The sequence below is a fragment of the Paracraurococcus ruber genome (genome assembly GCF_004353985.1).
Taxonomy (GTDB): Bacteria; Pseudomonadota; Alphaproteobacteria; order Acetobacterales; family Acetobacteraceae; genus Paracraurococcus; species Paracraurococcus ruber.
In genome coordinates this window covers 20,602-35,098 of record NZ_SMOA01000046.1, presented here as the reverse complement: position 1 = coordinate 35,098, position 14,497 = coordinate 20,602, and the positions used below count along the sequence as shown (strand labels likewise).

13 protein-coding genes are annotated in these 14,497 nt (G+C 73.7%); 7 read left to right on the top strand and 6 right to left on the bottom strand.

Going from position 1 to position 14,497, the window contains the following annotated elements:
* Positions 1–290 precede the first annotated feature (290 nt).
* Entirely contained in the window at positions 291–728 is a 438-nt protein-coding gene (locus E2C05_RS11360) for a hypothetical protein (protein WP_133219743.1), read from the bottom strand.
* 357 nt (positions 729–1,085) lie between these two features.
* Here E2C05_RS11360 and E2C05_RS11355 point away from each other — a divergent pair, with 357 nt between their 5' ends.
* The 3 genes from E2C05_RS11355 (at position 1,086) to E2C05_RS11345 (ending at position 2,991) form a co-directional block, all read left to right on the top strand.
* The gene (locus E2C05_RS11355; protein ID WP_133219742.1) at positions 1,086–1,793 is read left to right on the top strand and encodes an RraA family protein; all 708 of its coding nucleotides are present in this window, start codon (positions 1,086–1,088) and stop codon (positions 1,791–1,793) included.
* 236 nt (positions 1,794–2,029) lie between these two features.
* A complete protein-coding gene (locus E2C05_RS11350; RefSeq protein WP_133219741.1) occupies positions 2,030–2,491 on the top strand; it encodes a thioesterase family protein in 462 nt (153 codons plus the stop codon).
* A 245-nt stretch (positions 2,492–2,736) separates the two neighbouring features.
* Positions 2,737–2,991, top strand: a complete 255-nt coding sequence (locus tag E2C05_RS11345; RefSeq protein ID WP_133219740.1) for a hypothetical protein — start codon at positions 2,737–2,739, stop codon at positions 2,989–2,991.
* Positions 2,992–3,128: 137 nt separating this feature from the next.
* On the opposite strand, the gene E2C05_RS11340 is transcribed toward E2C05_RS11345, so the two are convergent.
* Entirely contained in the window at positions 3,129–4,058 is a 930-nt protein-coding gene (locus tag E2C05_RS11340) for a 1-phosphofructokinase family hexose kinase (RefSeq protein ID WP_133219739.1), read from the bottom strand.
* 179 nt (positions 4,059–4,237) lie between these two features.
* Between E2C05_RS11340 and E2C05_RS11335 the strand changes: the two genes are divergently transcribed.
* Complete coding sequence (locus tag E2C05_RS11335) at positions 4,238–4,591, top strand: hypothetical protein (protein WP_133219738.1); 354 nt, start codon at positions 4,238–4,240, stop codon at positions 4,589–4,591.
* A 249-nt stretch (positions 4,592–4,840) separates the two neighbouring features.
* Here the strand turns inward: E2C05_RS11335 and E2C05_RS11330 are convergent, their stop codons facing one another.
* The 4 genes from E2C05_RS11330 to E2C05_RS32935 form a co-directional block, all read right to left on the bottom strand.
* A complete protein-coding gene (locus tag E2C05_RS11330) occupies positions 4,841–5,797 on the bottom strand; it encodes a bifunctional enoyl-CoA hydratase/phosphate acetyltransferase (protein ID WP_133219737.1) in 957 nt (318 codons plus the stop codon).
* A gap of 227 nt (positions 5,798–6,024) precedes the next feature.
* Positions 6,025–7,623 carry an ABC transporter substrate-binding protein gene (locus E2C05_RS11325; RefSeq protein ID WP_133219736.1) on the bottom strand — a complete coding sequence of 533 codons (1,599 nt, stop codon included), beginning with the start codon at positions 7,621–7,623 and terminating at the stop codon, positions 6,025–6,027.
* A 74-nt stretch (positions 7,624–7,697) separates the two neighbouring features.
* Positions 7,698–7,988 (bottom strand): hypothetical protein, encoded by a 291-nt coding sequence (locus E2C05_RS11320; RefSeq protein WP_133219735.1) that lies wholly within the window; start codon positions 7,986–7,988, stop codon positions 7,698–7,700.
* Between the two features lie 508 nt (positions 7,989–8,496).
* Entirely contained in the window at positions 8,497–10,665 is a 2,169-nt protein-coding gene (locus E2C05_RS32935) for a putative bifunctional diguanylate cyclase/phosphodiesterase (RefSeq protein ID WP_158292059.1), read from the bottom strand.
* A 143-nt stretch (positions 10,666–10,808) separates the two neighbouring features.
* Here E2C05_RS32935 and E2C05_RS11305 point away from each other — a divergent pair, with 143 nt between their 5' ends.
* From E2C05_RS11305 to E2C05_RS11295, 3 genes are all read left to right on the top strand, one after another.
* Complete coding sequence (locus E2C05_RS11305; protein WP_338045134.1) at positions 10,809–11,834, top strand: outer membrane protein assembly factor BamB family protein; 1,026 nt, start codon at positions 10,809–10,811, stop codon at positions 11,832–11,834.
* A gap of 131 nt (positions 11,835–11,965) precedes the next feature.
* Complete coding sequence (locus tag E2C05_RS11300; protein ID WP_133219733.1) at positions 11,966–12,982, top strand: sugar ABC transporter substrate-binding protein; 1,017 nt, start codon at positions 11,966–11,968, stop codon at positions 12,980–12,982.
* Positions 12,983–12,988: 6 nt separating this feature from the next.
* On the top strand, positions 12,989–14,494 hold the full coding sequence (locus E2C05_RS11295; protein ID WP_133219732.1) for a sugar ABC transporter ATP-binding protein: 1,506 nt from the start codon (positions 12,989–12,991) through the stop codon (positions 14,492–14,494).
* Positions 14,495–14,497: the final 3 nt, after the last annotated feature.

Genomic DNA, 14,497 nt, shown 5'->3' with positions numbered 1-14,497 from the left:
CGGCGCGGGGGAGGCGAAGCGGCGCCGGGACCCCGCCGCGCGCCGCGGCCCTGCGGCGGCGTGGCGGGCGAGGGCAGCGGGCGAGCCCGCGGGCGACGGCCCATGGCCGGGACGCCAGCGACGGAATACCGGTCATCGCCCGTGCCGCTGGTTGGGGCCGTGGATCGTCAACGGGAATGCTTCCGCAGGTTCGACATCCTCGAGGATCCCGAGGCGCGCCGGCCCGGACCCATGAAGGCGGCGCTCGCTCTAGGCCAGCCACCCGGCCGCCGCAACCGCTGCGGCCGGCGTCATGCAATCGTCATCGGGCAAGGCCACGTCACGCGATTCGCCACGATTCGGAAGGCCGCCCGCAGCCGCGGCGTGCCGATCGCCAGCGGAACGCGACCCGCGTTGTCGCCGGGATTGCTGGTGGTGTCGAACACATCCCGGGCCGCCAGCTTGCCTGCCGTGCTGGTCATCCGCGCGACCGCCAGCGGGCCGGCGAAGCGCCTCGGATCGTCGTCGGTGCCGAAGGCATCGCAGGAGAGACCGAAGGTCTGCCGCAGGGACAGCCGGGTGATGGTCCGCTCCCATGGCTTCGTGCCGCCATGGAAGCTCTCGCCGTTGCTCGGCGCGCCGAGGCCGCGATTGTCGGCGGAGCCGAAGCCGCGGGTGGGCGAGGGGACGCCGATGTCCGCCGCATGGTGCCGGAGCCGGCGGCCAAGCACGCTGTCGATGGCCTGCATCGCCGTGCCGTCGCGCTTGCCGGGGGCGCTGATGGGCCCGCCATAGCGGGACCGGACGCCAGGCCAGCCACTTCTCCGCGCCCGCGATCAGCGCGTCGAGGTTGCGTGCCTCGATCGGCCCGGCCACGCCGCGCGGCCGCCAACCCGGGGCAGGAGGGCCGGCGGCAGGGTGGCCGGCATCCCGAGGGCCAGGCGAGGGCGGGCGGCGGCGCGGGTCACACCGCCCCGCGCTGCCCAAGCGCGACGCGGTCCGGCCAGGGGGCGGCGCTGCCTGCCACGAAAGCTTCATGCCGCGCTTCGGGTTTGACCGGCGCCGCCGCGTCCCCGATCCTGGCGCCCTTCCGGGAGGACTACCCCATGGCTGAACGGCCCTTCACCCGCGCGGACCTGGACCTGCTGCGGCGCTGGGACACGCCGACCATCTGCAACGCGCTGGAACTGGTGGCGCCGGCCCGCCGCGGCCGCGGCTTCACCCTGCAGCCCTTCGTCTGCGCCGACCCCACCCTGCCGCCGATCTGCGGCCTGGCCCGCACCGGCCAGATCCGCGCCGCCGCGCCGTCCGGCCGCAGCAAGGAGCAGGACCGGGAAGCCCGCATCGGCTGGTACGAATACGTCGCCGATGCCGACCTGCCGACCATCGTGGTGATCGAGGACCTGGACGAGCAGCCCGGCTTCGGCGCCTTCTGGGGCGAGGTGAACAGCACCGTCCACAAGGGGCTTGGCTGCCAGGGCTGCGTCACCAGCGGGTCCTTCCGCGACCTCGACATGCTGGCGACCGGCTTCCAGATCATCGGCGGCATGGTCAACCCCAGCCATGCGCATGTGCACATGGTGGATTTCGGCCGCGACGTGATCGTGCACGGCATGCCGGTGATGCATGACGACGTGGTGCATGCCGACCGCCATGGCGCGGTGGTGATCCCGGCCGATGCCGTGCGGCAGCTGCCCGCCGCCATCGACCTGACCGCGCGACGGGAGGCGGTGATCCTGGAGATGGCGCGGCGCGACGATTTCGACATCCACCGGCTGAAGGATGCGCTGTCGCGGGCCGACGAGATCCACTGACGCCGCGGCGTGCCGGCCAGGCCCCGCGGGATGGGCATAGCCCGGGGGGCCAGGGACGGATCGGCGCAGCATGGTCCGGGCCGGCCAGGACGCGCGAAGCCTGCCGGGGCCGCGTCGCGGATCGGGCGGCCCCCGATCATGACCGGGTGCCCGGCGCGCCGCCGCCCATCCCATGCGCGCCACTGCCCCGCTACCGGCGGCCTTCGCCCGGGACCGCCGGCCCGACCGGAGAGAGAATGACCGAGACCGAGCCGCCGCTGCCGCCGCCCCTGGCCCGCGTCCGCCCCGATTGGGTGGACAACAACGGCCACATGAACATGGGCTTCTACCTCGTGGTGTTCGACATCGCCACGGACCAGCTCTGGCCCCGCCTCGGCCTCGGCGCGCCGTTCCGCGCCCGCAACCTCGGCACCTTCGCCGCCGAGACCTGGGTGAGCTATGTCCGGGAGGTGACCGAGGGCATGCCGCTGTCCTGCACCAACGAGGTGCTGGCCTATGACGCCAAGCGGCTGCTGGCGGTGCACCGGATGCACCATGCGGAGGAAGGCTGGCTCGCCGCGGAGAACGAGGTGCTCTACCTCTGTGTCGACCTCGGCATCCGCCGGGTGACCACCTGGCCGGACGATGTTCTGGCGCGCTTCGCCGGCCTCGCCACCGGGCGGCCGGCCAAGCGGCTGGCGCTGGGTCGGCGGGCCTGATGCTGCCGACGGGACGCCCGGCGCCGGCAGCGCGCGGACGGGCGGCGGCGGTGTGCAGGGCCGGCCGACCGGGCCGGCCGGCGCCTGGGCTGGGCGGCCTGGCACGCGCCGGCGACGGTTGGTGATCGCAGTCGCGTGAGGACTGCGCGCGATGGTTTGAATTCCCCCGCGGTGATGCGCAAGAGTCGCAGCGCGGGGCCAGGCAGGGCCGACCGGGCAGAACCGCGCCGGACCGCAGGGGAGCGATGACGGACCATCTGGACATCTGCGCGCGGCTGGCCTGCCCGGATTGCGGCGCCGCCGGCACCGGCTTCTGGCGACGGGACGCGCTGCGCGGCCAGGGGCGGGAGTTGCTCGGCCTGACCCGCGGCTTCACCCGCCGCCCGGGCGACCGGCGGGCCGATCCCTGCATCCTCTGCGTCGCCTGCCGGGCACCGGCGCGCGAACTGCCCTTCCGCTGCGTCTCGCCGGAAGCCGAGGTGGCCGGCATCGAGACCTGACCGCACCCGGGCCAGCGGCCCGGACGGCCGGGCCGAGAGCAGATCCCGCTCAGGTGGAATGACCTGATCGGATGAAGGTGCTCATAGAAGCAAAGGGCTGGAGCGGTTGCCGCGAGCCATGGCGAACGGAAACCGCTCTATACCTCGCCGATCTGCCGCCGCAGCGCCTCCACATCCTCCTTCCGTGGATGCGCCGTGCCCGGGCGCATCACCGCCGCGGCGCCGCAGGCCATGCCCCAGGCGAAGGCTTCGCGCGGGGGCGCGCCCTGGGACAGCTTGAGCACCATGGCCGCCAGGAAACTGTCCCCGGCGCCGACCGCGCCCAGCGCCGGCACGTCCAGCGCCCGCAGCCGCAGCACGCCCCCCGGCTCGGCCAGCAGGGCGCCCTCCTGGCCGAGCGAAACGGCGACCAGCGCGGCGCCGCCGGCCTGCACCAACTGCAGCGCCGCCTCGTTCAGCGCCCGCGGCGTGCCCAGCGACCGGCCGACCAGCGTCTCGAACTCCCCGCGGCTCGGCTTGATCAGCGCCAAGCCATGGCCGATCGCCGCCTGCAGCGGCGGGCCGGAGGTGTCGAGCACGAAGCGCCGCCCCTGCCGCGCTGCCAGCGCCGCCAGCCGGACATAGAAATCCTCCGGCACGCCGCGCGGCAGGCTGCCGCTGCCGACGATCCAGTCGCCCTCCGCCGCCTCCACCGCCGCCAGCGCGGCGCGCCACTCCGGCTCCGTCACCACCGGGCCCTCGGGGACGAAGCGGAACTCGTTCTTCGTCGCCTGGTCGTTGACCGTCAGGCTCATCCGCGTGTCGCCGGCGATGGGAAGGCACAGCCGCGGCACGCCCTGGGCGTCCAGCATCTGCTCCAGCAGCGCGCCCGACAGGCCGCCGGTCAGCAGGATCGCCAGCGTCTCCCCGCCCAGCACCTGCAGCACGCGGGAGACGTTGACGCCGCCGCCGCCGGGATCGAAGCGCTCGTTGCGCGTGCGCGTCTTGCGGGTGGGCCGTACCTGGTCGGCATCGGCCTCGATATCCACGGTGGGGTTGAGCGTGAGCGTGACGATGCGGCCGGACATGCGTCGGCAGGCTAGGGCAATCCGCGCCGCGGCACAGCAAAAACGGCCACGATGGCGCCTCGCCGCTCGGCAGCGCGCCGCATGGCAGGGCGCGGCCTGCCATGGCGGCGCCACGCGGCGGCGCCGGTTCGGCCACGGCGTCATGCGGCACTTCAGGCGGTCCAGCCCGCCGGTCCGCCATGCACCCGACTCGCACCCTTCTGCTGCTGTCGTTGCTCGCCGCCCTCGGCGGCTGCGCCGAGATCGCCGCAGCGCTGTGCCACGGCCAGGCGCAGCGTGCCGGGCTCTTTCTCGGCACGCGCTATGCCGGCACCTCCTGCTCCAGCTCGCCAGGCTATGTCCGCAAGGGGCGGGTCACGCCCGGCACCACGGTCTGCACGCCGAATTTCACGCCGGTGTACCAGTGGAACGAGGCGAGCGACCGCACCTATGCGGTCTGCATGGCCGAGGTGGCGCGGCGCTACCCGCCGCGTGCCGCCGCCGCGCCGCGGCAGGCGGACGCGGCGGCGGGGAAGGACGGGATGCCGCTCTAGTGTCCCCGATCCGAAGCTCGCGGCCACTGGCGGCGCCTTTCGGTTCGGGCCACGCGCCCGTGCTTGCAGTGGCGAGCTGACCCGCGGAGTTCGCGGCCGGTGGCGGCGAATTTCGCGGGCAGGACATGAGGGCAGATCCCGATCAGGTGGGATCACCCGATCGGGTGAAGATGCGCGTGGAGGCAAACGACCGGAGCGGTTGCGATGAGCCATGCCGCACGGATACCGCCCTGGCCGGCGCCGGCGCGGTCAGCCCGGCCCGTGCCGCGTCAGTCGCATCCCGGCCGCCAGCTTCATGACGGCGCAGGAGGCGAGCCGTGCCCGGGCCCCCTCCGCCCGGCTGGTCAGGGCGATGGGCACGCGGGCGCCGACCACGACGCCGGCGCTTTCCGCCCCCGCCAGGTATTGCAGCTGCTTGGCCAGCATGTTGCCGCTGGTCAGGTCCGGCACCAGCAGGATGTCGGGGTCGCCGGCCACCACGCTGCGCAGGTGCTTGGCCGCCGCGGCCTCGGCGCTGATGGCATTGTCGAAGGCGAGCGGCCCGTCCACCTCCCCGCCCTCGATCTGGCCGCGATCCGCCATCTTCGACAGCGCCGCGGCATCGATCGTCGCCGGCTGCTTCGGCGTCACCACCTCCACCGCCGCCAGCACCGCCAGCTTCGGCCGGGCGATGCCCAGCGCATGGCAGAGATCGATGGCGTTCCGGGCGATGTCCGCCTTGGTCTCCAGGTCCGGCTCGATGTTGATCGCGGCATCGGTGACGACCAGCGGCTTGTGGTAGCGCGGCACGTCCAGGATGAAGCAGTGGCTGATCCGCCGTTCGGTGCGCAGCCCGGCCTCCCGCGCCACCACCGCCGCCATCAACTCGTCCGTATGCAGGCTGCCCTTCAGCAGCGCGGCGGCACCGCCCTCCCGCACCAGCGCCACCGCGCGCTCGGCCGCGGCATGGCTGTGCGGCACGTCCTCGATCGCCAAGCCGGCCAGGTCCAGCCCGGCCCCGGCGGCGGCGGCGTCGATCCGCCCGCGCGGCCCGACGAGGACGGGCCGGATGAGCCCGGCCGCCGCCGCCTCGAGCGCGCCGGCGAGGGCGGCGGCATCCACCGGATGCACCACCGCGCAGGGCAAGGCCGGCCCGGCCGCCGCGGCCCGCTGCACGAGGCGGGCGAGCCTGTCCGCGGCGGGAACCCCCTGCACGGCGTCTTCCATGCGGCAGCACTCCTGGCGGCTGGCATCCTGGCGGGAATGTCCCTGCGCCGCGCCGCTCCCGGGGCGTGGCGGGCCCGCGCTGCGGGCCGCCCAGGACCCGGTGCGATCCGCGCCGCGGCAGCGGAGGGTCGAAGGCGCCACGCGGCCGGCCGCCGGTGCCCGATCGTCGCCCGCGGCCGGTCGGTACGACCGGCCGCGGCCATCGCGCCACGGCGGCGTGCCCCGTGTCAGGCGCGGCGAATGCCGTAGAACAGCGCCACGCCCTTCAGCATCCCCTCCAGGTCCGCCCGCAGCGCGGTGGGCGAGAAGAACTGGCCGAGCGGGACATAGGGCACGTCCTCGAAGGCCTGGCGCTGCATCTGGCGGCCGATGGCGGCGCGGGCGGGATCGTCGGGCGCCTCGAACCAGCTGTCCCGCAGCCGTTCCAGCTCCGGGCTGGTCGGCCAGCCGAAGATGGCGCGCTCGCCATGGCCGCGGATGAGGTTGTTGGCGGCCGGGTTCACCTGGGCGCTGCCGGCGGTCCAGCTCACCATGCTGTTCCAGCCGCCCTGCGCCACCGGGTCCTTTTTCAGGATGCGCTGCGTCACCGTGCCCCAGTCGGTCGCCACATAGTCCAGGTTGATGCCGATGCGGCGGAGATAGTCGCCCATCACCTCGCTCATCGCATTGATCACCGGGAAATCGGTGGCGGCCAGCATGTTCACCCGCTCCCCGCGATAGCCCGCCTGCTCCAGCGCGCGGCGGGTGGCGTCGATGGGGGTCGGGTTGCGGAGGGCCTCCATGCCCTCGTCGCTCGCCATGATGCTGCCGGGGGCGAAGAAGCCGTAGGGGACGCGCCAGAAGCTCTGGTCCTCGCTGGCCGCGGCGATCATGAAGTCCCGCTGGTTCACGCCGCGCAGGATGGCGCGGCGGGTCGCCGGGTTGTCCATCGGCGCATGCAGGCAGTTCGGCCGCCAGAAGCCGATGGAGCCGTTGGGATCCAGCGTGTCCACCTTCAGCCCGCGGCCGCGCTTCAGCTGCGGCACCAGGTCGATGGCCGGCAGCTCCCACCAGTCCACCTCGCCGCGCTGCAGGGCGGCGGCGGCCGTCGCGCCATCCGGGATCGTCAGCCACTCCACCCGGTCGAAATGCACCACCTTGCCGCCGGAGAGGTAGCTCGGCGCCTCCTGCCGCGGCTGGTAGCCCGGGTTGCGCTCATAGACGTTGCGGCTGCCGGCGACGCGCTCGCCCGCCACGTAGCGGAAGGGGCCGCTGCCGATCATCTCCGGCACCGCCTGGGAGGAGGGCAGGGCCGCATGCCGCTCCGGCATCATGGCGCAGAGATGCGTGCCCACCTTGGCCAGCGCATCCGCCAGCAGCGGGAAGGGCTTCTTAAGGCGGAAGACGATGCGGCGGTCATCGGCGGCCGAGAGGTCGTCGGTGACGGCCCAGAGCGCCTGGCCGAAGGCGTCCCGCGTCGCCCAGCGCCTGATGGAGGCGGCGCAGTCGGCAGCGCGCACCGGCGCGCCGTCATGGAAGCGCAGCCCCTCCCGCAGGGTGATGGTGGCGCGCTTCCCGTCCTCCTCGAATACCGGCAGGGCGGCGGCCATCTGCGGCCGGGCGCGCAACTCGGCATCCCAGCCATAGAGCGTGTCATAGACCAGCAGCGCATGGTTGCGGGTGACGAAGGCGACCGAGTGGATGGGATCGAGCAGCGCGAGATCGGCCTGCGGCACGAAGCGCAGCACGCGACGGCCGGGGGCGCCCTGCGCCGCCGCCAGGCGGGGCGCGGCCAGCGCCGTCCCGGCCGAGGCTGCAAGGGACACGAGAAGATGGCGGCGGTGCATGGCGCATCCCTTCCAGTTCCGCGAAGCCCCGATGCTGCTGGGCAGCGTCGGGCGGCGTCAAGCCGGCAGCGGCGTCAGCCGGCCTCCGTCGCGGCGGCGGCGTCCAGCGCCTCGTCCGGGCTGACCTGCAGGCTGGCGGTCAGCCGAAGCCCGGTTCCGGCGCGGCGGCGGGCGGTGATGGCGAAGCGCGGGCCGAAGCGCGCCTTCAGCGCCGCCGCGGCGGCCTCCACCGCGGCGGCGTCGCCGGCATCCAGCACCAGCCGCACGCCGATGCCGGTGCGCAGCGGCAGAGCCTGCGCGGCCGGCGACAGGGCGTCGGGCGGCAGCAGGGAGAAGGGGGGCGGGGCGGGCCGGCGTCGGGGCATGGAGGAGGCTGATCTGCCGCCGTGCCGGCGCCGCATGCAAGCCCCGGCCCGGCGGCCCGGGGCGTGACGGGGTTTTCCCCAGGCCTCGGGACAAGCCTGGGGACAGGCTGTGAGAGGCGCACCGCAACCCACTGTTACCGAACCGGGTTGCCGAGGCGTTCCTCGCCGCCTCGTTCGCGCCCGGCATCGCCCCTGGACTGTGGCACCACGGCCACGACGGGCCCGGCCACGCGGCGCCGTCATTGATTGGAAACCTTGCTGCCGCAATGCCCCGCGCGCCGGACCCTGCCGGACGCGGCGCCGGGGCGGAAAAATTCGTCCAGGCGGCCCGGCGGGGCGGCGATGGCGGCGCGCGGGTTACCCACAGCGCTCGGGGCAAGCCTGGGGGCAGGCCCGGGATGGCGCGTGCAAGCGCCTGATCCTGCGGCAGGAAGCCGGGCCGTTGTGCTGCCGTCAGGATGCGCCGCGGTTGCCGCCGCGCGACGCCGCGGCGGCCAGGCCCGGCCGGTCAGGCCGGATGCGCCTCGCGCTGCGCCGCCAGCAGCTCCGGCACCATGCCGACCGGCACCGGGCGGCTGAACAGGTAGCCCTGGCCCTCGCCGCAGGCGGCATCCAGCACGAGGTCCGCCTGGTCCTGCGTCTCGATCCCCTCGGCGATCGTCTTGATGCCGAGGCTGACGCCGAGGCTGGCCACCGCCCGGACAATGGCGTCGCTCTCCTCCTTCGACCCGAGGTTGCGCACGAAGGACTGGTCGATCTTGATCTTGTCGAAGGGGAATTTCTGCAGGTAGTTCAGCGCGCAGTAGCCGGTCCCGAAATCATCCATCGACAGCCGCACGCCCATGGCGCGCAGGCTGTTCAGCACCGCGAGCATCTTCTCGCTGTCGTGCAGCATGGCGCTCTCCGTCACCTCCAGCTCCAGCCGGCCCGGCGGCAGGCCGCTATCCTCCAGCGCCTCGCGCACCGTGGCCAGGAAGCGTTCCTCGTGGAACTGCTGGGACGACACGTTGACCGCCACGGTGATCGCGGGGTCCCAGGGCGCGGCATCGGCGCAGGCGCGGCGCAGCACCCATTCGCCGAGCTCGACGATCAGGCCGCTCTCCTCCGCGATCGGGATGAAGATCTCGGGCGAGACCACGCCGCGCTCCGGATGCGTCCAGCGGGCCAGCGCCTCGAAGCCGATGATGCGGCGGCTGCGCAGGTCCACCTGCGGCTGGTAGGCCAGGGCGAATTCGCCGGCGAAGAGCGCCCGGCGCATCGCCACCTCGATCAGCCGCCGTTCCTCCAGCGCCTGCGCCATCGTCGCGTCGTAGACCACATGCGTGTTGCGCCCGCGCTGCTTGGCTGCATAGAGCGCGAGGTCCGCCCGCTTCATCAGCTCGACCGGAGAGGCGGCGTCGGCCGGCGCCGCGGCGACGCCGACGCTGGCGCCGATGCAGACCTTGTTGCCCAGCAGGTCGAAGGGCTTGCGCAGCGCCTGCACCAGGCGGGCCGCCAGCGCATGCGCTTCCGTCGGGTCTTCGCCGCCCAGATGGATCACCGCGAATTCGTCGCCGCCGAGCCGTGCCAGGATATCGGTCCGCCGCATCGTCTCGCGCATCCGCCGCGCCGCCTGCCGCAGCAGCTCGTCGCCGGCGGGATGGCCGTAGGTGTCGTTCACCTGCTTGAAGCGGTCGAGGTCGCAGAGCAGCAGGGTGATGCCGGCTGCATGGTCCTCGGCCGCCGCCTCGACCGCGGCGGCCAGGCGTTCCTGGAACAGCGCGCGGTTCGGCAGGTCGGTCAGCGAGTCATGATGGGCGAGGTGGAAGATGCGGGCGGCGGCCGCCCGGCGCTCCGACACGTCCTCGATGCTGATCAGCATGTTGCCGTCGGGCAGCACCGCGACGGTCATGGTGTGCGCCACGCGGTCCGGCAGGTCGAGGTCGATGACGCCGGCCCCGCCGGACCCGGCGATCTCCTGCAGCCGGGTGCGGAGCCCGGCGATCGCCTCGGCCGGCCAGCCCTGCACATGGCGGTGATGCGCCAGCACCTCCTCCAGCAGCATCCCGCGGCAATCCCGCCGCGGCAGCCGGTGCATCGTGGCCCATTTCTGGTTGTGCAGCACCACGCGGCGGTCGGGCGACAGCATCATGATGCCCTCGACCATATTCTCCAGCGCGACGCTGAGATTGGCCTCGCTCGACCGCGTATGTTCCGCCTGCCGGCGGAACACCGCGAGCGTGTCGGCGAGGCGGCCGACCTCGTCCTCCTCGCCGCGGAACGGCACCTCGCCTGCGGTGTCGCCGGCCGCCAGGGTCAGCATGCTCGCGGTCAGCCGGCCGATCCGCCGCAGCAGGCGCCTGCCGAGCAGCAGGACGCCGAGGCCGGCCAGCAGCGATGCCATCGTGATGCCGGCATGCAGCCGCCGCGTCGTCTCGGCGCTCTCGGCCAGCCCGGCCAGGCGGTCCGCCGCCTGCCGCAGCCCCGGCAGGTCGCGTGCCGTAGCCTCCTCCGGCGTGCCGGGCGCCGGCACCGCCGCGCGCGCCTCCCGCGCCGCCTCCCGCAGGCCGGCGGCGACGCCGCCCGCATCCATGGCGACATGCAGGTTCGTCGCCACCAGCGCCAGAACCAGGGCGCCGCCGACGACGGAAAGGCGTCCTGCAACGCTGCGCGAGACCGGAATCGGCGGCACCTGCATGGGAGCGTCCTGCGCCGGGACGGCATGATCGCCGCGACCCCGCGCCCGGACCTAAATCCACGCGCGGCGCGGCGGCAATCGATCGCATCGGTCGCCGGTGCCTCCACCCCGCGCCGCGCCCGCGGCGGCCCCCGGCGCGTCGCATGAGGCACGCCGCGCGTGGACGCCGGGCCGGCGCTTTGGCACAGGACGGACCGTCCCGATGGTCGGGCCGCCGCGCTGCCGCGCGGGTCAGCGAGGCGCGGATGGTCAGGATCGAGCATCTCTGGACATGCGCCGTGCCGCATGTCCGCCATGGGCAGGGCCATGTCGTCCTCGGCGAGCGGCTGGTCGTCGGCCAGATGCACGCCATCGACCGGCGGCATGGCCGGCTGCTCTGGAGCCACGCGCCCGGGCGTCCCGGCAATGTCCGCGGCCTTGCCGCCGACATCGTGATCGCCGACCGCGACCGCGCCGGGGCGCGGCGCGGCGGCTGCGGCGCCTGCGCCCTGGATGGCGCGACCGGGCGGATGCTCTGGAACTGGAACAACGCCAACCCGCTGCTCGGCTTCCTCGGGCGCTTCATCGACGATGTCTGCCAGAGCATCGCCGCCGTGGATGGCGGGAAGGTCCGCATGTCGGACGGCACGGTGCTCGATGCGCGCTCCGGCCTGGCGATCCGGGCAGCGGCCGAGGCCGAGGCCGTCGCGCCGTCGCCGCCCGCGGTGGAGGCCGAGTTCCGCGCCACCGGCCGGTATCGCTTCGCCGACGGGTCCTGGGTGGCGGCGGGCGACCCGGAAGCGGCGGACATCCCCGGGCTGCGGCGGGTCACGCTGCTCGGCGGCGGCCCCGACGGCGAATCCTGGGAATGGCAGATGCCGCGGGCCTATGGCTGCCTCGCCGGCGAGCACGGCCTGCGGCTGACGCCGGAAGGCCTGGTGCTGATGATGGGCGCGACGTCGCGGCCGGGCGAGGCGAGGCTCTTCGCCCTCGATATCCGCGACGGCCAGGTGGCCTCGGAATGGCTGCTGGCGCCCGCCGTCTCCGCCCCCGGCCGACCCGAATGGCGCATCGAGGATGCGCGCGCGGCGGAGGTGGTGATCTCCCATGCCGATGGGGGGGGCGGTGCCGGCACGGTCCACCTGTTCCGGCTGGACGCGGCGGAAAGCGCGCCGGGCGTCATCGCCTGACGCCCTTCCTCCCGGTTGCGTGAAGAAGCCGGAGTCGGCGCAGCCATCGGTTGCATCGCGCGGCTAGGCTGGCGCAAGCTGACCCCGCAACGGGCCCGCCGGGACAGGCGGCCCTGGGGGGAACGACCAGCATGACCGACGAGGCAACGCCGGATGGCGGCCGCCGCACCCTGCTCCAGGCCGCCGCCGCCGCGCCTTTCCTGGGCGGGCTGGGCATCGCCCCGGCCGCCATGGCGGCGGAGATGGGCCGCTCCGCCCGGCCGCTCCGCGCCGCCTTCTCCAATGCCGGGCTGCAGGCAACCTGGTGCGCCCAGGGCAAGGCCGCGGCGGAATACTGGGGCAAGCTGTTCAATGTCGACGTGACCTGGTTCGACGGGGAGCTGAACGCCACCCGCCAGCGCGCCGCGGTGGACAACATGGCGTCGCAGCGCTGGGACTTCGTCGCCATCCAGGCCTTCGGGATCGGCACGCTCACCGCCCCGGTGCGGCGGATGATCGATGCCGGGATCCCGGTGATCGACATGGACACGCTGATCGCGCCGCTCGAGCAGATCAACGTCCACAGCTTCCTGGCGCCGGACAACGAGTTCATGGGCGCCTCGGTGACCGAGGCGCTGATGCAGGCGATCGGCGGCGAGGGGACCATCATCATGACCCAGGGCGCGCTGGGCCATACCGGCGCGCAGGGCCGCGCCCGCGGCTTCGACTCGGTCGTGAAGCGCTACCCGAAGGTGGAGGTGCTGGACACCACGCCGGGCGACTGGGACGTGACCAAGGTGGCGCGCATCTGGGACACCCACCTGACCAAGTACCCGAAGATCAGCGCCGCCTATTTCCACAACGACGACATGGCGCTGGCCGCCTACAACGTCATGCGCGCCAAGGGCCGCACCGACATCAGGATCGGCGGCTGCGACGCCATGCCGCCGGCGCTGCAGGCGGTGCTGGACGGGCGGATGCACGCCACCGTGCGCAACCCGTCCTGCCGCATCCATGGCGGCGCCATCATGGCCGGCGTCGCCGCGGTGGTGGCGGGCGAGAAGCCGGGGGAGGGCGGGATCCCCAAGCATGTCATCACCGACGGGCCGGTGGTGACCAAGGCCAATGCCCATGGCATGGCCTGGATGCAGAAGCACTTCCTGATCTGACCGCGGATGCTGGCCGACAGGGCGCCGATGCTGGAGTTGCGCGGCGTCGCCAAGCGCTTTGCCGGCGTCGCCGCGCTGCAGGGCGTGGACTTCACCCTGGCCGCGGGGGAGGTGCATGGCCTGGTCGGCGAGAACGGCGCCGGCAAGAGCACGCTGATGAAGGTCATCGCCGGCGTGCATGCGGAGTATGAGGGCGAGATGCGGCTGGCCGGCCGGCCCGTCCGCTTCCGCTCCCCGCGGGAGGCGCGGGATGCCGGCATCGGCATGGTGCACCAGGAACTCTCGATCGTCCCGGCGCTGTCGGTGGCGGAGAATGTCATGCTCGGCGCGCAGCCGCTGAACCGGCTCGGCCTCGTCTCCTGGTCCGCCATGCGGCGGCAGGCGGAGCGGCAGCTCGCCGCCTTCGGCATCGCCGTGGACCCCGCGGCGCCGGCCGGCAGCCTGCCGCTCGGCCTGCAGCAGATGGTGGAACTGGCGCGGGTGCTGCTCTCGGGCGCCCGCATCCTGATTCTGGACGAGCCGACCTCGGCCCTCTCGCCGCCCGAGGTGGAGCGGCTGTTCGGGCTGATCGACCGGCTCCGGGCGGGCGGCACCAGCGTCGTCTTCATCTCCCACTTCCTCGACGACATCCTGCGCGTCTCCGACACCGTCACGGTCTTCCGCAATGGCCGCCGGGTGGCGACCGCGCCGGCGAGGGACGTGGGCAAGCCCTGGCTGATCGGCCACATGATCGGCGCCAGCCATGGCCGGCTGGAGGAGAGCTGGACGGCGGAGCTGGACCTGCCGCCGCGCAGCACGGCGCCGGCGGTGCTGGAGGCGGAAGGCCTGTCCGCCGAGGGGCTGTTCGAGGATGCCAGCTTCCGCATCCATGCCGGCGAGGTGCTGGGCCTCTACGGCTTCATGGGCTCGGGCCAGCTCGAGCTCGCCCGCGCCCTGTCCGGCAAGCTGCCGCCCGGGCGCGGCCGGCTGACGGTGGACGGGCGCCCGGTGCGGTTGCGCGGCGGCACGCCGGCGGCGAAGCGGGCCGGCATCGCCTTCGTGCCGGAAAGCCGCCGCGCCATGCTCTTCGCGCCGGAGCCGGTCTACCGCAACGTTACCATCGCCATGCTGGAGCGCATCCACCGCCTGCTGCTGCGCCCGGCGGAGGAGCGGCGGATCGCCGGCGAGCAGATCCGCGACCTCGGCGTGCGGCCGCCGCACGTCGACCTGCCCGTCGGCGCGCTCTCTGGCGGCAACCAGCAGAAGGTGGCGCTGGCGCGCTGGCTGGCGCATCTGCCGCGCGTGCTGCTGCTGAGCGAGCCGACCCGCGGCATGGATGTCGGCGCCAAGGACGACGTGGTCCGCATCATCCGCGGGCTGCGGGAGAAGGGAATCGCCATCCTCGTCGCCTCGTCGGAGCCGGAGACGGTCCTGTCGCTGGCCGACCGCATCCTGGTGATGCGGCGCGGCGTCCTGGCCCGGGAATTCGCGGGGGAGCCGGTCGGCAAGGACCGGCTGCTGGCCGCGGCGTGAAGG

Bases quoted from the DNA above. Each gene is read 5' to 3' on its own strand.
- E2C05_RS11340 (WP_133219739.1), bottom strand. From the start codon at position 4,058: ATGTCCGGCCGCATCGTCACGCTCACGCTCAACCCCACCGTGGATATC.
- E2C05_RS11330 (WP_133219737.1), bottom strand. From the start codon at position 5,797: ATGGAAGACGCCGTGCAGGGGGTTCCCGCCGCGGACAGGCTCGCCCGC.
- E2C05_RS11335 (WP_133219738.1), top strand. From the start codon at position 4,238: ATGCACCCGACTCGCACCCTTCTGCTGCTGTCGTTGCTCGCCGCCCTC.
- E2C05_RS11355 (WP_133219742.1), top strand. From the start codon at position 1,086: ATGGCTGAACGGCCCTTCACCCGCGCGGACCTGGACCTGCTGCGGCGC.
- E2C05_RS11350 (WP_133219741.1), top strand. From the start codon at position 2,030: ATGACCGAGACCGAGCCGCCGCTGCCGCCGCCCCTGGCCCGCGTCCGC.
- E2C05_RS11295 (WP_133219732.1), top strand. From the start codon at position 12,989: ATGCTGGCCGACAGGGCGCCGATGCTGGAGTTGCGCGGCGTCGCCAAG.
- E2C05_RS11300 (WP_133219733.1), top strand. From the start codon at position 11,966: ATGACCGACGAGGCAACGCCGGATGGCGGCCGCCGCACCCTGCTCCAG.
- E2C05_RS11325 (WP_133219736.1), bottom strand. From the start codon at position 7,623: ATGCACCGCCGCCATCTTCTCGTGTCCCTTGCAGCCTCGGCCGGGACG.
- E2C05_RS11305 (WP_338045134.1), top strand. From the start codon at position 10,809: ATGAGGCACGCCGCGCGTGGACGCCGGGCCGGCGCTTTGGCACAGGAC.
- E2C05_RS11345 (WP_133219740.1), top strand. From the start codon at position 2,737: ATGACGGACCATCTGGACATCTGCGCGCGGCTGGCCTGCCCGGATTGC.
- E2C05_RS11360 (WP_133219743.1), bottom strand. From the start codon at position 728: ATGCAGGCCATCGACAGCGTGCTTGGCCGCCGGCTCCGGCACCATGCG.
- E2C05_RS32935 (WP_158292059.1), bottom strand. From the start codon at position 10,665: ATGCAGGTGCCGCCGATTCCGGTCTCGCGCAGCGTTGCAGGACGCCTT.
- E2C05_RS11320 (WP_133219735.1), bottom strand. From the start codon at position 7,988: ATGCCCCGACGCCGGCCCGCCCCGCCCCCCTTCTCCCTGCTGCCGCCC.